At 47.3% G+C, this 22401-nt stretch carries 16 protein-coding genes; 8 read left to right on the forward strand and 8 right to left on the reverse strand.

Annotated elements, in window-relative coordinates:
- The first annotated feature begins 147 nt into the window (after nt 1–147).
- Entirely contained in the window at nt 148–1536 is a 1389-nt protein-coding gene (gene argH, locus JGK39_RS20000; protein WP_293297220.1) for an argininosuccinate lyase, read from the forward strand.
- 103 nt (nt 1537–1639) lie between these two features.
- Here the strand turns inward: argH and JGK39_RS20005 are convergent, their stop codons facing one another.
- Nucleotides 1640–1831 carry a hypothetical protein gene (locus JGK39_RS20005; RefSeq protein ID WP_194066729.1) on the reverse strand — a complete coding sequence of 64 codons (192 nt, stop codon included), beginning with the start codon at nt 1829–1831 and terminating at the stop codon, nt 1640–1642.
- 465 nt (nt 1832–2296) lie between these two features.
- On the opposite strand from JGK39_RS20005, the gene JGK39_RS20010 reads away from it, so the two are divergent.
- From JGK39_RS20010 to JGK39_RS20020, 3 genes are all read left to right on the forward strand, one after another.
- Nucleotides 2297–2686, forward strand: coding sequence for a peroxiredoxin (locus tag JGK39_RS20010; RefSeq protein ID WP_293249088.1), 390 nt, complete (start codon nt 2297–2299; stop codon nt 2684–2686).
- A 41-nt stretch (nt 2687–2727) separates the two neighbouring features.
- Nucleotides 2728–3183 (forward strand): NUDIX hydrolase, encoded by a 456-nt coding sequence (locus JGK39_RS20015; protein ID WP_293249091.1) that lies wholly within the window; start codon nt 2728–2730, stop codon nt 3181–3183.
- Nucleotides 3184–3343: 160 nt separating this feature from the next.
- A complete protein-coding gene (locus JGK39_RS20020; protein WP_293249094.1) occupies nt 3344–4150 on the forward strand; it encodes an alpha/beta hydrolase in 807 nt (268 codons plus the stop codon).
- 518 nt (nt 4151–4668) lie between these two features.
- On the opposite strand, the gene JGK39_RS20025 is transcribed toward JGK39_RS20020, so the two are convergent.
- Entirely contained in the window at nt 4669–5568 is a 900-nt protein-coding gene (locus JGK39_RS20025) for a pantothenate kinase (protein WP_293249097.1), read from the reverse strand.
- Between the two features lie 318 nt (nt 5569–5886).
- On the opposite strand from JGK39_RS20025, the gene JGK39_RS20030 reads away from it, so the two are divergent.
- From JGK39_RS20030 to JGK39_RS20040, 3 genes are all read left to right on the forward strand, one after another.
- A complete protein-coding gene (locus JGK39_RS20030) occupies nt 5887–7983 on the forward strand; it encodes a GAF domain-containing protein (protein ID WP_293249100.1) in 2097 nt (698 codons plus the stop codon).
- A gap of 414 nt (nt 7984–8397) precedes the next feature.
- On the forward strand, nt 8398–10125 hold the full coding sequence (locus JGK39_RS20035; RefSeq protein ID WP_293249103.1) for a diflavin flavoprotein: 1728 nt from the start codon (nt 8398–8400) through the stop codon (nt 10123–10125).
- Nucleotides 10126–10556: 431 nt separating this feature from the next.
- Nucleotides 10557–12302 carry a diflavin flavoprotein gene (locus JGK39_RS20040; protein ID WP_293249106.1) on the forward strand — a complete coding sequence of 582 codons (1746 nt, stop codon included), beginning with the start codon at nt 10557–10559 and terminating at the stop codon, nt 12300–12302.
- Between the two features lie 444 nt (nt 12303–12746).
- On the opposite strand, the gene JGK39_RS20045 is transcribed toward JGK39_RS20040, so the two are convergent.
- The 6 genes from JGK39_RS20045 to JGK39_RS20070 form a co-directional block, all read right to left on the reverse strand.
- Entirely contained in the window at nt 12747–14198 is a 1452-nt protein-coding gene (locus tag JGK39_RS20045) for a methyl-accepting chemotaxis protein (protein WP_293249109.1), read from the reverse strand.
- A 178-nt stretch (nt 14199–14376) separates the two neighbouring features.
- A complete protein-coding gene (pgsA, locus tag JGK39_RS20050) occupies nt 14377–14895 on the reverse strand; it encodes a CDP-diacylglycerol--glycerol-3-phosphate 3-phosphatidyltransferase (RefSeq protein WP_293249112.1) in 519 nt (172 codons plus the stop codon).
- 335 nt (nt 14896–15230) lie between these two features.
- Nucleotides 15231–15896 (reverse strand): sugar transferase, encoded by a 666-nt coding sequence (locus tag JGK39_RS20055; protein WP_293249211.1) that lies wholly within the window; start codon nt 15894–15896, stop codon nt 15231–15233.
- Between the two features lie 320 nt (nt 15897–16216).
- Nucleotides 16217–18130: a hypothetical protein gene (locus JGK39_RS20060; RefSeq protein WP_293249115.1), complete on the reverse strand. Its 1914-nt coding sequence runs from the start codon at nt 18128–18130 to the stop codon at nt 16217–16219.
- 139 nt (nt 18131–18269) lie between these two features.
- On the reverse strand, nt 18270–20540 hold the full coding sequence (locus JGK39_RS20065) for a hypothetical protein (protein ID WP_293249118.1): 2271 nt from the start codon (nt 20538–20540) through the stop codon (nt 18270–18272).
- Between the two features lie 533 nt (nt 20541–21073).
- The gene (locus JGK39_RS20070; RefSeq protein ID WP_293249120.1) at nt 21074–21325 is read right to left on the reverse strand and encodes a hypothetical protein; all 252 of its coding nucleotides are present in this window, start codon (nt 21323–21325) and stop codon (nt 21074–21076) included.
- A 311-nt stretch (nt 21326–21636) separates the two neighbouring features.
- Between JGK39_RS20070 and JGK39_RS20075 the strand changes: the two genes are divergently transcribed.
- On the forward strand, nt 21637–22347 hold the full coding sequence (locus tag JGK39_RS20075; RefSeq protein ID WP_293249123.1) for a Crp/Fnr family transcriptional regulator: 711 nt from the start codon (nt 21637–21639) through the stop codon (nt 22345–22347).
- The last annotated feature ends 54 nt before the right edge of the window (nt 22348–22401 follow it).

The raw sequence follows: 22401 nt of genomic DNA on the forward strand, positions 1-22401 counted from the left end.
AAGTCCTTACTACGAACCGGAGGACTAAAGTCCTTACTACGAACCGGAGGACTAAAGTCCTTACTACGAACCGGAGGACTAAAGTCCTTACTACGAACCTTTTTTTATAGGGTTCTGCAAGAGAGAGATAATCTAGTATTACCAGCAATGACAACAACACAACCGAAAACTTGGAGTCAAAGATTTGAGTCGGCGCTGCACCCGGCGATCGCCCGATTCAATGCTAGTATTGGCTTCGATATAGAACTGATTGAGTATGACTTGACCGGTTCTATCGCTCATGCTAAGATGCTCGCCAAAACTGGGATTATTTCCGCATCAGAAGGCGAACAGCTAGTCAATGGTTTGGAACAAATCCGCCGCGAATACCGCCAAGGTCTTTTTGTGCCGGGAGTTGATGCAGAAGACGTTCACTTTGCTGTAGAAAAGCGCCTGACGGATATCGTCGGGGATGCGGGCAAAAAGCTGCACACGGCCCGATCGCGCAACGACCAAGCTGGCACCGATACTCGTTTGTATTTGCGCGATCGCATCGCCGAAATTCGCGAGCAATTGCGCGAATTTCAAGAGGTGTTGCTGGAAATTGCAGAAGTCAATGTCGAAACTTTAATCCCCGGTTACACGCACTTGCAGCGCGCTCAGCCAATCAGTTTGGCTCATTACTTGTTAGCTTATTTTGAAATGTCCGATCGCGATTGGGAACGCCTTGGCGATGTCTTGAAGCGGGTGAATATTTCGCCTTTGGGTTGCGGCGCGCTGGCTGGGACGACTTTCCCCATTGACCGACATTTTACGGCAGAACTCTTGGAGTTTGACCGGGTTTATGCTAATAGCTTAGATGGAGTGAGCGATCGAGATTTTGCGATCGAATTTCTCGCAGCCGCCAGCTTAATTATGGTACACCTGAGCCGCTTGTCAGAAGAAATGATTTTGTGGTCTTCTCACGAATTTGGATTTATTACACTCAAAGATAGCTGCGCTACGGGTTCTAGCATTATGCCCCAGAAAAAAAATCCCGACGTGCCGGAGTTGGTGCGGGGCAAGGCGGGGCGCGTTTTCGGTCATTTGCAAGCTTTGCTTGTAGTAGTGAAGGGACTGCCTTTGGCCTACAACAAAGATTTGCAAGAAGATAAAGAAGCTTTGTTTGATACCGTCAAAACTGTACAAGGTTCCTTGGAAGCAATGACGATTTTGCTGCGGGAAGGAATCGCGTTTAACAGCAATCGCCTTGCCGCTGCGGTTACAGAAGACTTTTCTAACGCTACAGATGTAGCAGATTATTTGGCTGCTAAGGGCGTTCCCTTCCGGGAATCTTACAACCTCGTGGGCAAAGTTGTTAAAACTTGTCTGTCGGGGGGCAAACTCCTCAAAGATTTGACACTCTTAGAGTGGAAAGACTTGCACCCAGCTTTTGATACAGACATTTACAGCGCGATCGCACCGACTCAAGTGGTAGCGGCTCGCAATAGTTACGGGGGTACCGGGTTTGAACAAGTGAGAAAATCACTGATTGCTGCGCGCGATCGGATCGCCTAAACACCGTCGTTACATTATTGGACAAATTCAGGCTGGCTATCTCTGCTTAGAACGATCGTGTTTTGCACTCTCGGTTCTAAGTTCGGCAGATAGCCAGACTCAATTACTCTTCAGCAGCAGCCATATCTTTGTCCCGTCCGCCGCCGCTCATGGCGCCCATCCCGCCGCCGTTGCCGCCGTCAAATCGCCTTCTCTTGTTGGAGAACATATCTTGATTTCTCCGCTTGCGAAACTTGCGAGCGTATGCTTGATTTCGTTGTGCCTTCTCTTTCTTGAGATTGCGGCGCTTAGCCATTCTGACCTCACTAATAAACATTGACATTCCCCAAGCTTTCGGCGAGGGGATTCTTCTGCTTGAAACTCTCAGCACTTGCTTGTGACTGAGATTCTTGCTTGGGCGAAGTTACTTGCTTCCGACAGGATTTAGACCGCCGATTTAGAGGTTTCTTCTCCCCAAGCATCAATTCCGGTATAGCCTACCGTACTCGATCGGTTCTCTTTAATGTAGTTAGGTTTTGTTAAAATTTAGCTTTCCTAAACCGCAACACCGAATCGGTGTGACTGCGAACTCAACTAATTGAGTGCGAGTTTTTACGTTGTCTAGTTATACTCAATTTTAGACCGATGACGATTATATCACACCCGGCACTATTACCGATCGACAAGAACAGTCCCTCGACTGAGAGTCTCTTGAGTCGCTCTTCATCCGCGCGCGATCGGGACGCAATGTTTTTTATTTGCGAATATATTCTAAAAACTCTTGACAAATATCACAAATGATACTCCCTCCTGTCGCGACATCTACTCCGACTACGAGTCGCCAAATATTGCAGCGATCGGTGTCAGCACTGACAAGACAAAATCTCACACCAAATTTGCAGCCAAATATCAACTGCCTTTTCCCTTGCTGTGCGAATCCAACGCCGAAGTGGCTACCGCTTACGGCTGTTACGGGTTCAAAAAGTTTATGGCAAAAGAATTTATGGGCATTATTCGATCTATCCAAGAGCGATCGACCCTGATGGTAGGATTGAAAATGTTTGGCGCGATCGTCAAACCAGAATCTCACGCAGCCGAGATTTTAGGACAGTTGCCGGACATTTTGCCTGAAGGAAGAATTAATAATTCTGACTCCAAATCTGCAAGATAGCAGGTCTATAATTACTTTCCCCTAAACAAGCTTTTGAGTTTATGCGTAGATTGTGGCAATTTGTACAGACTGTGCTGGGTCTGATTTTTCGACATCCCGTCACTGGTACCGCCGTGATTCCTGTATTGCCTGACGGGCGAATAGTGTTAATTCGCCGCCGCGACAACGGTCGCTGGGCACTGCCGGGAGGTATGGTGGATTGGGGAGAGGATATTCCGACAACGGTGCGGCGAGAATTGGCGGAGGAAACAGGACTCGATTTAGTCAAAATTCGCCGCTTGGTGGGCGTTTATTCGGCTGCCGATCGAGACCCTCGCTTGCACTCGATTTGTATCGTGGTGGAAGCAGAGGTGCAGGGAAAGATGCAAGTTCAGGATACGCTGGAAATCAGCGAGGTGGAGGCTTTTTTGCCGACAGCGATGCCGGAGGGCCAGCTCAGCCACGATAACGGCGAGCACTTGCAGAACTATTTTCAAGGCCTGACAACTTTGGCTTAACTTAAATTGTCGGGGTGCCTCACTTTAAGCAAAGTCGCGAATTACCTGGCCGTCAAAACTTGCCTAGGAGTTTGGATTTAATTTTTAATGTTTCCATGCTTTAATCTATAGTCTCTGAACATTAATTTAATAATCTTGTTATTGCTGAATATTAAACCGGATGTACTCACCGTTACGCAATTCTAGGGTCAAACTCTCTTTAGGGCACATCTTCTGGCGCGAAGTCGGCCGAGGCCCAAATTTAGTATTTTTGCATGGTTCTTGGGACGATGGCAGTCAGTGGCTGCGGACGATCGAGCATTTGAGCCCGGACTTTCAATGCTTCGCACCAGATTTGCTGGGCTTTGGCGACTCGGAACACCCAAATGTTAATTATTCGATCGCTCTGGAAGTAGAATGTCTCGCGCAATACCTCGATGCTTTGAACCTGCAAGAGGTTTATTTAATTGGTGACTCTTTGGGGGGCTGGGTGGCTGCTAGCTACGCCATCAAATATCCCGATCGAGTTCAGGGGCTGGTTTTGTTAGCCCCAGAAGGCGTCAACGCTGGCAACCAGGGGGGGCGGTGGCAGACGGCTAGCTGGCTGATAGCTCAACCTCCGTTGGCATACTGGTTGTTGCGATCGATCTATCCAATTGCTAAGTTGCTGAGGGGTCAAAACCAGATTGACAGACTGCTCAATTTCAGACAGCAGTTGATGCAGTCCCCAGTTGCCGTGCAGTTGCTGTTCGGGCGAAGGCGGTCTGAAATTACAGCAGAGTTAGTTGATGAGAATTTGCCTTTGTTGAAAGCACCTGTTTTGCTGTTGCACGGTTCTGAAGATACCCCCGCAGCTTTGTCTCTGTGTCAATCCTATGCTGCTCTGGCTCCTAATGCCGAACTGCAATCTCTCAGTCCGGGAGACAGCAATTTGTCACAGGAAGTCCCGGATATTGTTGCTAACTATATTCGCCAGTTTGCTAATTGAATTGGTCATTAGTCATTGGTCATTAGTCATTGGTCATTAGTCATTGGTCATTAGTCATTAGTCATTGGTACAGTCCTGGACGTAACTGTCACATTAAATAGACCTCTTGCAAAATTCTTTTTCATCAAATTTGAGGACGGGCGGGACGCCCATCCCACAAGAAAAAAAATTGTAGAATGGGCGTCCCGCCCGTCCTAGGTATTTTTGCAAGAAATCTAATAAAGGTATGTAGTTGCGCTTGAGCGCTCTTTCATATATATAAGAGCGCTCAAGCGCAACAACGTGCCTAATCATAGAGCCAGTTGCTGGGTTCAAAACTGTGTTTGTGGAACCGGATTTCTTCGGTTCTTATTATTTTTATTCCGATTCATTGTGAAGAAATAGTCGCCGACAACATTTAACAAACTAATATGAATTTAAAAAAAATACAACTGTATGCCCCTGTTCCTAACCTGTACCGAATCAATCATTACCAATTCTTCAAAATCAAATCTCAATCAATTAGTCAATCCCTCAATCTAAAATCCCACGGTTCCCCAAAAAATAGCCTCGGGTGCGTCAATTACCGAGGAAGCGGTATCGGGAAATAGTGCGGTGAGGTATTGCAATAACAAAATGCGATCGCCCCCCGTGACTGCAATTTTGCTATTCGGAAACAACCTCCGCCAATCTTGAATAAAATCCCTAACTCCTGCCACCGCCGCATATACAACTCCGCTTTGAATAGCCCCAGCAGTATCTGTAGCCCAGCGATGCGGCAGATTTTCTGGTAAGCTTACTGAGGGCAATGCTGCGGTCTTTTTCCCTAACGAGGACAACTGCAAACTCAAACCCGGTAAGATGGCACCCCCGACCAAATACCTATTGACATTAGCCCCAGTAAATGTTAAAGCTGTACCAGCATCTATCAGTAAAATTGGCCAACCCAATTGGTTGCCAGCACCCAGTAAAGCCAAAGCTCTATCAATTCCCAGGGTAGGATAGAGCCCGCCGATCGGTAACTGGTCTAAAGTAATAATTCGGACTTCAGGGTAACTCTGCCAAATTGCTGTTTGCTGGGGAACGACTGATGCCAAAACTAAAGGTAGCGGCACTGCTGAAAGTGTGTCAGCATTAGATACAGCGGGAGTAGCAGGAAGACAAAGCTGATTTTGAGCAGATATTTGCTCGATCGACCTTATCACCGTTTTCACCAAATATTCCGCTTTTTGAGCCTCACAGAGCCGGGAAACAGCATCAGCTTTGAGATGCTCGGTATCCCATGTTCTCTCCAGAGTTCTGCCCGTAAATAATCCCCAGTGCAACCGTGAATTGCCGATCGCCAAAGCTATTTTAACCAGGTTTGTACCTGTCAATCCAGCGGTCAGGTTATCGGTGCCAGATACCGGGCAAAAATTGTCGGTAATTGAGTTTTCCATGTTTATCGATCGAGCGCGCGCCAACACGAGCACTAAAGATAGATTTTAGATTAATTTTATTCGCTTGAGCGGACGGTTAACTCTAATTGACATCTGACGAAAAAGATGGCGCGTGCCTCATTAGTATTGTCGGCTACTCAGCCCTAATTATTATTTATAAATATTTGTAAATAAAATAATTGCTATGGTCGGGGAGTATCATTTATAATGTCTTAAGATTGTCAAAGATTCGTGGTAGCGACGATCGGCTGTTGGCGGGGTAAGCAAATGTGTAAAAAACCAGAGTCTATCAAAATACTGTACAAGTGCTGAGTAAATATGTCTTTAAAAATAGAACAACAAGAAACCCCCTGGCAGAGACTGACGGCACGGTTGCCTGGATCGGGTAACTGGAATCAAGAAGAAGGTCTTTCGCTGCCGGAAGTAGACCAACAAAAAGCTATGATCGTGCAGATGCAGCAGCAAGTTCAGCTATCAAACTTGCTCAACGAAATTAATAACGAAATTCGCAGCACCCTTGATATAGAAGAGATTTTAACATCGGCCTGCCGATTGCTGGGGCAAGCGCTACAGTGCAGCCGCGCGAGTATTTTAGTCAAAGAATCCAATACAGAAAAAACGTTAGTCACGCGGGGAGAGTACAACGCGGGGGACTATCCGATGCAACTGGGGATGAAAGTACCGATTAGTAATAACCCGCACTTGGCCGCAGTCGTGTCTGGGCAAGAGTCCCTAGCATTGACGAAGTTTCTGGATTTTCCGGGGTTGAATGCACAAACCCGAAAAATGGCCGAAACTTTGAAAATTAAGTCAATGCTGGCAGTCGCTACTCGTTATCAAGGAGAAGTGAATGGAGTAATTGGTTTGCACCAGTGCGATCGCGAACGGGAATGGACTGATTGGGAACAGCAACTGTTAGAAGGGGTAGCATCGCAATTGGCGATCGCGATCAATCAAGCCAAACTCTACAGCAAAACCCGCCGTCAAGCCGAACGAGAATCTCTGCTGCGACTAATTGGCAACCAAATTCGCAGTACCCTGGATCTGGGAACTATCCTGCAAACAGCGGTGAGAGAAGTCCGCCAATTGTTGCAGTGCGATCGAGTAATTATCTACCAGTTTGAAGATAACTGGCAAGGAAAAGTTGTCGTTGAAGATATGACAGTTCCTTGGCCTTCTATTCTAGGAGATATGGGGGAAGATAAGTGTTTTAGGGGAAATTACGCCGATCTTTACCAGCAAGGGCGAGTCAAAGCAATTAATGATATTTTTAATGCCGGTTTAGAGCCTTGTCACGTTGATTTCTTAGACAGCTTGCAGGTAAAAGCTAATCTGATCGTACCCATTGTTACATCCGGTAGCGAAGAAAATTTACTCGCTACAGCCGGAAGTCCTGTAAAATTTCCCGGTAAACTGTGGGGTTTGCTGATTGCTCACGAGTGCGGCGATACGCGAAATTGGCAGCGCCAAGAAATGGAGTTGCTGTCGCAGCTAGCCGACCAAATGGCGATCGCGATTCAGCAAGCAGAACTTTACAGCCAAGTCCGAGAAGCTGCGGTCAAATCTCAAGCTCAAACCCAGCAATTGCAAGCCGCAATGCAAGAATTGCGATCGACTCAACAGCAATTGATTCAAACCGAAAAAATGTCTGGATTGGGGCAAATGGTGGCGGGAATTGCTCACGAAATTAACAACGCCAACAATTTTATCCACGCTAACTTGTTTCACGCTCAAGAATATTTTAAAGTCTTGAACGAAGCTATAGAATTGTGCGGAAATGCCTGCCCGGAAGCAGCGGAAGCAATTGTCAGAATCAATGAAGAATTAGAACTCGACTACATTCGAGAGGACTTTGGCAAAATGCTCAATTCGATGCGGGAAGGCAGCGGCAGGATTCGATCGATCGTGATGACGCTGCGAAGTTTTTCTCGCTTGGATCACGCTGAATTTAAAGCGGTGGATTTGCATGAAGGTTTGGAAAGCAGTTTATTGATGCTGCAAAATAAACTAAAATCAAATATAAAAATTGACAAGCAATACGGAAATCTGCCGCCAGTCAAATGTCATGCCGGTCAAATCAACCAAGTATTTTATAATTTGATTGATAATGCCTTAGATGCGATCGCCTGGGCCGACAAACCGGGAGAATTAACGATCCGCAGTTGGCAAAGCGAGCCGGACTGGGTAACAATCTCTGTGCGCGATACAGGAAGTGGCATTCCGGCGCACATTCAAGACAAGATTTTTGACCCGTTTTTTACGACTAAACCTGTAGGAAAAGGTACTGGTTTGGGGCTTTCAGTGTGCTATCAGGTAATTGTACAAGCTCACGGCGGGCGGATTCGGTGCGTCAGTCAGGTTGGTGAAGGCACTGAGTTGATTGTGGAGTTACCGCTTACTAATCAGAAGGGATAAGATTTGTCATATTATTTCCTCCGAGAACTCCCACAATAAAATTCGATCGTTGGCCCCAACGTAACAACACTTCGGAGAGTTTCAGGGCCGCCCTATGAGCGGCTAGAAACCCGGTTTCTACGAGTTTTTTGTTGGGAACGAGAAATATACGAAGAAACCGGGTTTCTGAGGTCGCGGGTGCGTGTATTTTTTTTTAGCTCGATCGGCAAAATCATAATTTTGTCAAGACCCGATCGGTAGATTTGTGCAAAAACTGGCGTGAAGCGAATCTATCGGGTAGGGAATCGCCCGCTGCACACATTAATAACTTTGAAGTTACTTAACAGCGTCATAAGAAATTTTATGAAGATTTACAAAAGAAACGTGTCAGAATGGAAACAATAAGGTAATGGATAACAGACAAGGAGGCAGAGTATGGTAGCCCTGACTGAACGAGTCCAACGCAGATTGACGGTGGAAAAGGTCGAAATTGCCTCTGATACAACGGCAATTCGATGCCTGGACTGGGATAGAGACCGCTTTGACATAGAATTCGGGCTCAAAAACGGTACAACTTACAACTCTTTCATCATTCGCGGCGAAAAAACAGCCCTCGTAGATACCTCGCACGAGAAGTTTCGCCAGCAATATATGGACACTCTGACGGGGGAAATCGACCCGAAAGAGATTGATTATCTAATTATCAGCCACACTGAACCAGACCACAGCGGTTTGGTGAAAGATGTGCTGGCTTTGGCACCCCAGGCGATTGTCGTGGGGGCGAAGGTAGCAATTCAATTTTTAGAAAACCTGATACACCAGCCATTTGAGCGACTTGTAGTCAAAAATGGGGACAAATTAGATTTAGGAAACGACCACGTTATCGAATTTGTGTCGGCGCCGAATTTGCACTGGCCCGATACTATTTTCAGCTACGACAGCAAAACTCAGGTGATGTTCACCTGCGATGCTTTCGGGATGCACTACTGTTCTGACAGTACCTACGATGACGATTTAGCGGCGGTTGAGGAGGATTATCACTTTTATTATGAGTGTTTGATGGCTCCTAATGCTCGATCGGTACTCAGTGCAATGAAGCGGATGGCCGAGTTGGGAGAAATCGGTACGGTGGCAACCGGTCACGGGCCGCTGCTCAGGTACAATGTGGTGGAACTTACCGGACGTTACAAAAAGTGGAGTCAAGCGCAAGCTAAGGCAGAAACCACGGTAGCGGTATTTTACACTTCTGACTATGGATTTAGCGATCGGCTCAGTCAGGCGATCGCCCACGGGATTACCAAAACCGGTGTCGCCGTAGAAATGATGGACTTGAAAACCGCCGAATTGCAAGAAGTTCGGGAACTTGTCGGTAGCGCTGCGGGGATTGTGATTTGTTCGCCGCCGAGTAATGGCGCTGCTGCGGAGAATGCCGAAGCTGCTATTAACACAATTTTAGTTGCAGCTAACAACAAACAATCCTTCGGTTTGTGCGAATCCGGCGGCGGCGATGACGCATCGATTTATCCGCTGCGAAACAAGTTCAAAGAGTTGGGTTTGAAAGAGGCATTTCCCAACATTTTGATTAAAGAAGCGCCGACGGAAGCGATTTATCAAGTTTGCGATGAAGCCGGTACCGACTTGGGACAGTGGCTGTCGCGGGACAAGGCTGTCAAACAGATGAAATCCCTCGATAGCGATGTTGATAAAGCTTTGGGACGGATCAGTGGCGGATTGTACATTATTACTGCTCAAAAAGGCGAGGTTAGCAGTGCGATGTTGGCTTCTTGGGTGACGCAAGCCAGCTTTAAACCGCTGGGTTTAACTATAGCAGTTGCGAAGGATCGGGCGATCGAATCGATGATGCACGCGGGTGATAAATTTGTACTCAACGTGCTGGAAGAAGGCAATTATCAAAGCCTGATGAAGCACTTTTTGAAGCGTTTTGCTCCTGGTGCCGATCGATTTGCCGGAGTTAAAACTCAACCAGCTACCAACGGTTCTCCGATTTTGACTGATGCTTTGGCCTACATGGAATGCGAAGTGGTTAGCCGGATGGAACTTTCGGATCATCATATCGTATATGCGACTGTAGATAGCGGCCGCGTATCCAATCCCGAAGCACTACCGGCGGTGCACCACCGCAAAGTCGGAAATCACTATTAGTCAGTTGACAGTTGACCAAAAGCCCGCCAGGGACTTAAGTCCCTGGCTAATAGCTTAAGTCCTCTGAAGAGGACTGAAAAAAAGACTTTTAAACTGATTAAGTAGGTAGCCATAAATAAACGATGCCATCGTTAGCTGAAACAGGCTTCGGTAAACAAACCATGACAGCGTTTAATTTTGTCCTTCTACTTATACCATTTTTCTTTCATATCCGGTACAGATAAAGGACGACAAGACGTTGTAATTATCTGCTTTCCCTAGTTTGCAAAAGTCTGTCATAACTTTAAAAAAATGGTATTAGTCCTCTTCAGAGGACTTTCGCTATGAGGCAGGGACTTAAGTCCCTGCCGGACTAAGGGAAAGAGCGTGTTTGTTGATACCAATACAATCACTCCGCCCAGCTTACCTTTACAAAGTGATAGGTGTAATAAATGACAAACGCTCTAATTTCTATGCCCGCATCTAATACCAAACCCCGCGACGTGCAGTTTGTCCCAATTGCCACAGATACCGCAGCAGTGCGATCGCGCACTTGGGACAGACTAAAATTTGAAGTAGAATACTCCCTGCAAAGGGGGACAACAGCCAACAGCTATCTCATTCAAGCTGACAAAACTGCTTTGTTCGACCCGCCGGGGGAATCTTTCACCCAAAATTATCTGGAATCTTTGCAGAAACGGGTGGACTTGAAAACCCTGGATTACATAATTTTGGGGCATTTCAATGCTAACAGATCCGTCACGATCAAAGCTTTGTTAGAATTGGCTCCGCAAGTAGCTTTTGTTTGCACGAATCCAGCCGCGATTGGTTTGCGATCGGCTTTTCCCGAACAAGAATTAAACATTATGATCGTTCGGGGTGAAGAAACTCTCGATTTAGGTAAAGGTCACAAATTAAAATTCCTGGCGACTCCGACTCCCCGCTGGCCTGACGAACTTTGTACCTACGATCCGCAAACTCGAATAGTGTTCACTGACAAATTTTTTGGTTCTCACGTTTGCGGCGATCAAGTATTTGATGAAGGGTGGAGTGTTTATAGCGAAGATCGGCGCTATTATTACGATTCTCTGCACGCATCTCAGGCGAAACAAGTGCTGACTGCAATGGATAAATTAGCGGATTTGCCAACAGCATTTTATGCTCCAGGTCACGGCCCGATCGTCCGTTACGGCCTCCACGAATTGAGTAATTTGTATCGGGAATGGAGCCAACAACAAAATTCAAAAGACTTGACAGTTGCTTTGATTTATGCTTCGGCTTACGGCAATACTGCTACTTTGGCGCAGGCGATCGCCAAAGGGATTACGAAGGCCGGTGTTGCTGTAGAAAGCATCAATTGCGAATTTGCCGAACCGGGAGAAATTCAAGAGGCGATCGAGAAATGTGCCGGATTTATCATCGGTACTCCGACTCTAGCAGGACACGCGCCGACGCAAATTCAAACTGCTTTGGGAATTGTGTTGTCTACAGCCACTAAAAGCAAATTAGCCGGGGTTTTCGGTTCCTTTGGCTGGAGCGGCGAGGCGATCGACTTAGTGGAAGGAAAATTAAAAGATGCTGGCTATCGGATTGGATTTGAGCCGATTCGAGCCAAGTTTAAGCCGACGGCGGCGACAATTCACGAGTGCAAAGAAGCGGGAACGGATTTTGCTCAAGCTTTGATTAAGTCGCAAAAATTGCGGGCGCCGAAAGCGCAGTTGACTGGTGGGAGCGATCGCACGGAACAAGCTGTAGGAAGATTGGTAGGTTCGCTGTGCGTACTCTCGGCGCGGCGCGGGGATGTTACGAGTGCGATGTTGGCTTCGTGGGTGTCGCAAGCCACGTTTAGCCCTCCGGGTTTGACGATTGCGGTGGCTAAAGATCGATCGATCGAAGCTTTGATGTACGCCGGAGATAAATTTGTGCTGAACATCTTAGCAGAAGGGCGACAGTTGCGGAAGTATTTCATGAAAAACTTTGCTCCGGGAGAAGACAGATTTGCCGGAGTTGAAACAACAGAAGCTAGCAACGGCTGTCCGGTTTTGACTGAAGCTTTAGCTTATCTCGAATGCGAAGTGATAAGTCGGATGGAATGCGGCGATCACTGGGTGGTTTATGCAGCGGTTGAAAACGGTAATTTGTTGAAAAATGACGGGGTGACAGCCGTGCACTACCGGAAATCGGGGAGTCATTATTAAGCTGCGATTAGGACACGGCATTGGCCTCAATCGTGTCAGCTTAAGGTCAAAGGTATTCAGAGATTGCTGTTTATAGCAGAGACCAGATCCCCCCTAACCCCCCTTAATAAGGGGGGGACAAGAGTGTTCTGTTTCGTCAACCCCTACTCCCCGAGGATGGGGGAGACAGGATTCCTCTCAAAGTCCCCCTTCTTAAGGGGGATGCGAGGGGGATCAGGCCTCTGCTATAAACGAGAGATCAAAGGGTTTTCAAACTGGTTGTTGACACGACGCAAAGCAATTCCGTGTCCCTTCCCTAAAAATATATCGAAGTTTGTAGGGTGCATCAGCTTTGTCAGGTGCGTCGCTATCCGTTACATCCGCTACAAAATCCGTTGCCGAACTTCCTTCCATCCGTTACATCCGCTACATCCGCTACAAAATCCGTTGCCGAACTTCCTTCTCCTACGACAATTTCTTGAGTTCTGCTGCGGTTTGGTTGAGCAGTTCCGTACAAACTTTAACTTCAGCAATGCTAGTAGCAGTTTCTGTTGTTCCTAAGTTAACATGGTTCATTGCTTCGAGAACTTGTTGAATCGCGATCGCCTGTTGGTTAGCATTCAGAGCAATTTGTTGATTGTTCAAAAATACCTTATCTATCGCCTCTGCAACACCCGCGAAAATTTCTGTTGTCCCTCTAGCTTGTTTAATTCCTTGTGCTGCGGTTTTTGAACCTTCATCCGTTACCATCACCGTGTTGCCGATCGCAACTTGAATTTCTTTAGTTAGAACATTAATTTTCTCGGCTGATTGTTTGCTTTCATCAGCTAGTCGCCTAATTTCAGTCGCGACTACCGCAAAACCCTTGCCATTTTCCCCAGCACGCACTGCTTCCACAGCGGCATTAAGAGCTAGCATATTCGTTTGGTTCGCGAGATCTGCTACCAACTCAGAAATCCCACTAATTTTAACAGTATTTTCGTTCAAGTATGTAATCTGTTTGGCGATCGCGTCTACTTTTTCTTGCAGAGCTACTATTCCCTCCATCGTCTTTTCTACAGATTGAGTCCCCGACTCAGCTAGGGTTAGCGCTTGATGGGACGAGACTGCTGATGCTTCTGCTTGCTTGGCCGACAAAGACGAAGCAACACTTAACTCATTCATCGTCGCAGTCGTTTGATTCACAGCATTAGCTTGCTGAGATATGGTGTATTCTTGCCGATCGACTGCGGCAGTAATTTGCATGGAAGAAGAGGCAATCTTCTTGACAGATTGCACGATGGGGTTAACAATATCGCGGCTGACGATCGCAGTCAAGACTGCTGCGGACAACAAAGCCAAGATCACAGTACAGACTAGCAAAACTGTCAAACGCTGAATATTAGCTTCAATTTCCTGATGTTTTGTTTCCCCAACTTTTCGCTGGAGTTCGATTAGTGCAGAAAAGGCTTGAACTGTTTCGGCACCAAAAGGAGTTGTCGTAGCTGCGCGATACTCTGCTGCTTCCTTAAGTTTACCTGCTTGCTGCAACTCAAACCACTTCGGCCTGGCTGCAATATACCTGCGATAAGCATCTTGCAGCTTATCGAAAGCAACTTGCTCTTCTGCGGTGAGTTCGCCTCTGGCATATTCTCGCAGGTTATCGTGAATTATTTTGTATAATTGTGGCTCTTCGGTCAAAATGTCCGATCGCTTGGATGGTAAAACGATAAACTGTGGGAAGCCGTAACGCAGCTTCCATAAAGCTGACTCTGAGTTGGCTAGAGCCACCGTCCCCTTAACTTGATATATATACAATTTCTCTGCATCTTGTGCTAATTCAACGGTGTTCCGCCAACCCACAAATCCGACAACTGCGAGTAAAGCGGTCAAAGCTCCAAAGCTGGCCAACAATTTAGCTTTAATTCCTAAGTTCATTTTTTTTGCTAATTTGCAATGCAGACTGTTTTCTACTAGCGCTATCGATCGCGAATGAGAATTAAATAACTTATACTCTTGAAAGTGGGATGGGCGTCCCGCCCGTCCAAAAAGGGCGGGCGGGACGCCCATCCCACAATAACAATTAAAATTGTAAGTTATTGACAGGAGCGACTCCTTACTTTTCCTCAGCAGTCTTGGACGGCCAGAGATAGATAGCGCCAGAAATTAAAGTTAAAGCCACAGAAACCCAAAACGCAATTAATGCCGGAACGTTCCACGCTTCCGAGAGGGGAGCGATTAAAAGTGCGATCGCCACAATCTGACTCACCGTCTTCAACTTGCCCCAAATATTAGCTCCCGAAATCGTAGTTTTATTAACACGCCACCCCGCAATTGTCAACTCCCGCCCCAGAATTAAAAACACTGCCCAAGCCGGGACTTTACCCAACTCAATCAACACTAAAAGCGGCGCGAGTACCAATAATTTATCCACCAAAGGGTCGAGAAACTTTCCCAAATCGGTAATTTGGTTCAGCTTCCTAGCCAAATACCCGTCCAGCCAATCAGTAGCAGCAGCTACTACAAAAATTGCAGTACAAATCCAGCGGCTTTGGGCGCTTGGGTCGTACAAACCGTAGAGCAGAAACGGCACTCCCAGCAAACGAGAAAAAGTAATCAAATTAGGCAAATTCATAACAGAAGGAAGAAGGAAGAAGGAAGAAGGAAGAAGAAGGAAGGGGAGCATCTCAGTTTTGCATTTACAGTGCGAGCTTAAGAGCTCGCGTGCTTGTAGAAGCACGCGAGCGGGGACACTCGCACTACCATAAAAAATGCTTCTTGCAAAAGTGAGATGCTCCCGAAGGAAGAAGGAAGAAAGAGGAAAAAAATTAAGGGCAAGCTTTTTACAAGCTGGCCCTTAATTTAACATTTTTTGTAGCTGTTTAACTTGGAGAAAAACAGCTTTTAGCTCTATATTCATCTAATTGTAGCCCACAAAAAAGAAACAGACAACCCAAAACAACCGATCGATTAACACGCACCGTGTTTATTCAATACAACCCAAATAGTTTTGCAAATCAGGTTGATGTCGTAGACAACAGACCACTTGCGCTGATAGTCGAGATCCATCCGCACAATATCGTCAAAGTCTTTAACTCCAGACCTGCCGTTGACTTGCCACTCCCCAGTCAGACCGGGTTTGACATTTAAACGCTGCCAGTGAAAATCGTCGTAGCCTGCGACCTCATCGGGAGTTGGCGGTCGAGTTCCCACCAAGCTCATGTCCCCAACTAACACGTTCCAGAATTGAGGTAACTCGTCCAAGCTAGTGCACCGCAAAAAGCTGCCGATGCGGGTAATTCGCGGGTCATTGTCATTCTTGAAAATGTGACCCTTGGCTTGGTTGGTAACTAGGTGTTTGAGATTTTCTGCACCTACAACCATCGATCGCAATTTCCAGATTCTGAAATGCCGCCCTTTGAAGCCACAGCGAACTTGACTGTAAAGAAGCGGGCCCGGACTGTCCAAAAACATCACTACCGCTACCGGCACTGCCACCGCCCCAGCAATTGCCAGTCCTAACAACGAGCCCAAAATATCGATCGACCGCTTGACCTTACTTGTTACGGATCGGTGAAGCGGTTGTTTTGATACACAAACTCTGTAAGTAGGTTTCGGAACAAATAAAGAAAGCATTTCTGATAAGACTGATAATGTAGAGGCACCCATCACAAATTTCATCGGATTTGTCTCAAGATTTAACAGGATTTCACGTCTATCCTATGAGACTCTCCCGAGCGCGAGAACACAAACTCCTGGGCTTTGCACAATCTTTAAAAAGTTGCAACACTTTTATAAAGTTTCTGTATATTTCATTTATAAAAATATAAATATTCCGTAAAATCCACTGCATTTACTAAAAAAAACTGAGTTTTTGCGATCAAAAACTCGGTTTCTACGGAGAATATTTGGGGAAGACAAAGAGAATTGCACTGAGAAAACCGGTTTTTTGCAGTTTACCGATCGATATCCGTGCAAACATCCCAAGCAATTGTCAGTGGCTCTAACAATTTTTGCTGGCTGCTAGAGGCGAGGAGGCCCAAATATTCGCGAACAACAGAGGCGTGTTCCACATTCAAACGATAACCCCGCGAAACATCTTCAAAGAAAAGCGGCTCGGTCAAAATTGCTTCCCAATCGGGATTTTGCCTCGACTCCTCGGCTAGCAGCATGAAATCTTCCTCCTCTGGCAACAATCCCGCCGGCAATCTTCCTTCCAAAATCCCCAGAATTCGGGGCTCACAGGTGCGGGTGTTCACGCCCTGCCGTTCGAGCAACTGCAAAATTTCCTCAAAGCTCAGAGTTTTCTTACCCAAAACCTGCATTAATTCCCACAGCAGAAAAAAGTCGCTGTACTGTTGCTGCCGTACATCCAAAATTTGAGGATAGAGAGCTAAACTTGCCAACCCGCAGGCAACTTGACCGCTTTTTTTTGAAGAGTTTGTGCTTTGAGATGCGGAATTTGAGGCAAAATTGTAAATTTCCGAAATATCTCGATCGCTCTCCAATTCGCGATCTTGAACCACGATCGCATTTGGCAGCTTTTGCCGCAACCAGCGGGCGATCGCAGGCCAACCACCCATGCCCCCCGTACAAATGGCCTGATTGATTCGTGCCGGCGACATTCCCGCGCGGCTGAGCAAAGCATTCAATTCACGATTCAACTGCTGTACAAAAGGCACTAAAACCAAACTTTCCAAATCTCGACGCTTCACATCCCAATGCTGCTCGCCAATATCAAAAACAAAACTTTCTTGATGTTGCAAAATAACTTTCAGATGCCTTGCCGCCTCTAACAATTGCAGGCCAAAATCTGAAGATTGCAACCGCTGCTGCAATTGATAGCGACTCGGCAAATCTGGATGACCCGGACGCGGCAAATCGATCGACATTCCCCAAGTTTCATTCTTAGCCAACAACTGACAAATAATATCCTGATCGAAAGCATTGCCAGCCGCATCAAAACTTTGGCAAGTAAAATCAGCACGTGTTAAATCTTGAAGATTTTCCGGCAACTCAACCACGGCTAATTCCACCGTGGCCGCCCCCGCATTCACAATCAAAGTTCCCCCGCTAAAAGAGGAAGCATTGACAGTTAGCGGTGCAGCTTCTGCGAGGGATCTTTCCATAGTATCGATCGCCCCAGATTGAACTCCAGTAGCATTTTTCAGAGGAGTTACAGCAGCAACCAAAGTGGCGATCGCATCGGGAACCACAAAAATTTGCGCGCCCTCAGCCACCAGATCCGCGCCCAAAACAGCCTCCCGCAGGTTAAACCCATAGGCCTGGGACCAGCTCGCAGGAGTCCCCAAAATCACACCCTGCAAGTCTTGCAGCGCCGCATCCAGGATTTCTGGCGTCAGTCCCGAAGCTTTACAGATTAAATTGGAAATTGGCAAGAGAGCCGAATTCGCCCCCGCCCTCGCAGAATCGAAAACTTCCGGCGATGTGCGAAATTTTTGCCCCTGGTGCTTGCGATTCAAAGTAGCCAGCAGCGCCCGCACAGCGTGCAGCGGTAGGGCGATCGACACAGCCCGATCGGACGACAATTGCAACAGCGGTTCGTACATCCCAGCAGTTGCGCGCTGATAAGGAATGCCCACCTTTAAAGGCAATTTAAAATTTTGCAATAAAAATTCTCCCGCACGCAAATCCAACTGCGGGCATCCCACCGACTTGACTGTCACCTGCGGGCCGCTGGTGGGGGTTGGGGCTGTTTCCTCGATCGCCGCGACGGAGGGAATCCGACAACTGGCGCTGGCTGCGGAAACCTCAGCCTGGGCTGTTTCCCAGTAAATTGGGTGCAACTGGCCTTCTTCGCGATCGAGCAAAGCCGCCGACAGCCCGCTGGAACCGAAATCAATGCCCAAATACCAGCGAGAATTCTGGCGTTTTGGGGATTGAGAAGATGGAGGGGCGATCGCACCTGGAACAGAATGCAGCGCTGACTCTTGCTGCTGCCCAACAGCAAACTCTCTAGATTCGGTTATCTCCTCAACAACCCCGGCTTTACTCTGTCTGGAAATTAGGTTTTTTTTTTTGACTTTTTGGAGGATTTGACGGCATTTCCTGGGTTTCCGGAGTTTGGGCCACTTCTGGATCGGTATCCTTCAAACTCGCCAAAATCTCATCTAGCGTCAAATTCGATTCATCTTCACCAGCAAACAAATCATCATCAAGTTCGTGTTCCAAAACAAAGGGTTCATCTTCAGATGAAAGTTCCAACTCATCGGAGAACAAATCCTCCAGCGATCCGAGTTCTTCCTGGGCCGCTTCCGCAAAGGGATTGTCTGCACCCTCGTCGGGGGAACTCGCCAATAAATCCAAGCTGTTAGCAGCACTGGAAGTCGATCGCCGTTCCGCTTTATTGTCCGATCCTTCGAGATTGTAGAGATCTGCCTCCAACAGTTCCATCGTACTCACATCCAACTTGAGAGCTCGATCGAGGTCATCTTCTAAGGCCTCAACCGGCAGCAAATCCTCCTCCGGCGAAGCTTGGATGTAAACATCATTGAGTCCTTGGGACGAGTTTCCAAAATCGCCAGTTTGAACATCGCGGGCACTGGGTACACGGGGGTTCCTGGGTTGGTTCGGACTCATTTCTGCTGGCGGTGGAGGCACAGCAGCAGTGTCGAAATGCTCGCCTAGGTTTTCTCGATCGTCCAAATCAAGTTGCGGAGCGATCGAACTTAAAGCTGACGGTTCCGAAACCTGAGATACTGTTGGCTCGATCGAACTTAAGGCTGACGGTTCTGAAACCTGAGTTACTGTTGTAACTTGCGGTTCAAATAAATCTTCAGTATCTAAAGTTAGAGCCTCTACAGAATTACCGATTGCGAATTCTGAATCTTCATCTGCTAGAACAGCTTCCTGCGATTCGCCTTCATCCAGCAGATTTGCAAACAAATCTTCCGCAGAATTTAGGGTTTCTGTCGTTTCACGCTCTGCTGCGGCTGGAGATGGTGCGGCTTCTGTTTCCGCAACATTTTCAGTATTTTCGATCGTGAAATCTTCCAGCTCTAATTCTAGTTCGGCGACTGATTCTCCCGCGAACAAACTCGCGTACAAATCCTCAACATTTTCGTCATTTTCTGCTAACAGATTTTCCGAATCAGCACCCGAAAAGCGAGTTACCTGTCGAGGGATTGCCGGTGAAGAACCAAACAAATTATCTTCTAAATCCGGGAGCGAGAGAGGGGCTTCAACGCGATCGCGATCGCGCCTCAACTGTCCGAATTGCGGAGAAATTTCTGTCCCGGCGTAGGGCAATCTGTCTTGTTCTCCAAGTTCGCCGCTGCGCTCTTCACTTTCGGTATCGGCTGGTGGGTGGATCTGAGTATTTGAGAAGGCCCCAGTGACAACAGAGCGGGCGACGGCGGTTGGGGAACCCGTTTCGACATTTGGCAGGGCGATCGGCTGCTGCACGTAGGAAGAGGCATCTCGTCCCAACTGTGCCACCAAGTGGTTGACAAAAGTCGCGAACATTGCCTCGCTCTGCTGGCTCAAACCATACATATTTTCGAGTCCTTGTCCCAAGGAAGCTTGATAGCTTTGCAGATTTGCTTCCAAAGCCTCGAACACGATACCCATCGTAGAATCGAGCCTCATCAGCAGACTGTCAGCACTAGCTTGGAACCGTTGCATTTGCTCCAATCTCTGAGCAGGTGTCAGCAGCGGGTGTTCTTCTGAAGTTTGTGGGCTTAAAGCCGATTGCTGCGATTGTGCAGCACTGCTTGGCAACAACTGATTTTCTAGGCTACTGAAAATTTGGGATAAATCGCGATCCAAGGTTTCTTCCAAGCGCCCCGTCAGTACCTGCAAGAAATCAGAAATGATTTGCTGTTGGTTTGCTTGTTGCTGGGCTAGGGATTGTTGTTGCTGCCGTTTTGCTTCTAGCTGTTTGATTTCTAATGTGAGAGCTTGCTGCTCTTGTCGCAGAGCTGCTATTTCTTCTTGGAGCGGCCCCGTCAGGCCAGAACGCAGGTTGGTGATTTCCTCGGTGACGGCAAGCATAATTTGCTCTGTTGGTGAGGGGCGATCGACCCTCGGCGGCATTTTGGGAACTGGAACTGGTTCTGGGCGGACAGTTGGGCTAGCGGGGGCCTTGCGGGCAGCTACCTTTGAGTCTGAGGAAACCAGATAAGCGCGAACTCGCTCCAAAAGTTGGCGCTGGTGGACAGTATCGATCGAACCCGTCCAAGGCAAGCGGGGTGCGGGCTTGCTGAGTACCTCATCAATCTCAGCAATCAGTGCTTGAATTTTGTACTTCTGAGAATTCAAGGGCGGAACCTCTTGGGAATGCGGCTAGGGATAAACTTTATACAAAAAAGATTGAAGTCAGGCGGCAGCTATGCCAATAGATAGAATAATCTGAATGCGAGTCCATCAATAATTGACTAATATTTTCTGACAACTTTGAATTAACCTTTTGCTTTTGCCTTCGGATGACTTCTATTGCCCATCATAGGTTAGCCGGTACTTCCGCATCAAATGCCCGCTTCTGTTCACTGCAAGTCCTCTCAAATTCTGCGGCTGCTTTCCTGGTTTCCGGACACAGACAGGCGATTCCCGAAGACGGATAGCAGCGATCCCGAACTGCCACTGCCTCACCCATAACCCCGATTTTGGGGCGGTGGCAGTTCGAGCCGGTCTCTCCTCTGGTAATACGGTAAATTTTTGTTTCCCTCTTTCACAGACTTGGGAAAAACCTCAAACAATCTGCGATTTGGGATTCCCGGATTCGGGCTTGTCCCCGTGCAGTCGATTTGAACAACCTTTTATGATAGCTTTCGATCTGTGTTCGTGGCTAGAGATTAATGGTACAATAATCTGGGGGTAGCATAAAAAATTGCTGGAAACTTGGTCGGTTTCGGTTGCCAAGAGCGCCAAACTTTAGCCTGGTAATTGCTGTGGATTTTCTTGGTAGTGCTGACATTTGACAGGTTCGAGGCAGTTGCGTTCGGATGTGGTCGCTGTCTGTCCGGTGTGCGGACTTGTGCTTCTGTTAGCCGATCGACTGCCGGGCCTGCTGACCACAAATCTCTCAGCAGTGTTAAACTTGTCATCGCGAAGTGGTTGTCTTCGCTAACTGGATCGCTCTGTCCCTTGCCGCTGCTTAAATTTTGTTAATAAAATTGGGTCGGCGGTATGTATCTAAACAATTATGGTATAGTCTTTAGTTTCTAGCTCGCAATCAGAGCTTGAGGCTATTAATTCCCATATTCGACCTTTGACCGCAAAACTTTAGAGGAAAAATTGCCGATTTTAGATCCTTGTTCCTCAAATGCTTGAATCTCAAATCGATCGAATGACTCGGCTGCAAGCTATTTCTAACTGCCCAGCGCAGCTCAAGCGCATAAATTAAAATGATGGCCTCATGGAAGACCGCTTTAACGCCCGAGATCCGCAGTCAAATATAAATCAATTGATAGTTTCTACTCCTTTTTTTGCAGGTTTGCCTGACCCTGTAATCGAGAGAGCAACTGTCCACATCGTTACCCGCAGTCATCCGTCAAATCAAGTGATTTTACTAGAAAATGACTGGGGAACATCAGTGTATTTTATATTGGATGGTTGGGTGAAAATTCGCACCTACAACCTAGACGGAAAAGAAGTAACGCTGAATATTTTAGGGAAAGGAGAACTGTTCGGGGAAATGGCTGCGATCGAAGAAGCACCGCGATCGACAGATGTCATCACCCTAGCCCCCACACTGATCGGCAATATGCCAGCTCAAGATTTTGTGCAACTCATTCATACCGAGCCCCTCGCAGGCATTCGGCTAGCTCAACTGATGGCCCGCCGCCTGCGGCAAGTCAACCGGCGCCTGCGTTTGCGAGAGTCTGACAGTACCTCGCGAGTAGCAGACATTCTCTTATTTTTGGCCGAGGGGCAAGGCAAAATTATGGAAGCAGGAGGTACAGAAATACCCAACCTGCCGCACAGAGAATTAAGTAGCCTCAGCGGGCTGGCTCGGGAAACGGTAACGCGAGTGCTGAGCAAGCTGGAAAAAAAAGGAACTATTCAGCGCGAACGTGACGTTTTGTGCATTCCCGACCTACACGCCTTGGAGCGTCTGTTAGTCTAGAAGTATCAGAGATTGTTAATTTGAATCTCATGCAAAAAAACTCTCTGTTAACTA

It is taken from the genome of Microcoleus sp. PH2017_12_PCY_D_A (assembly GCF_020738565.1).
In the GTDB taxonomy this organism is placed as follows: domain Bacteria; phylum Cyanobacteriota; class Cyanobacteriia; order Cyanobacteriales; family Microcoleaceae; genus Microcoleus.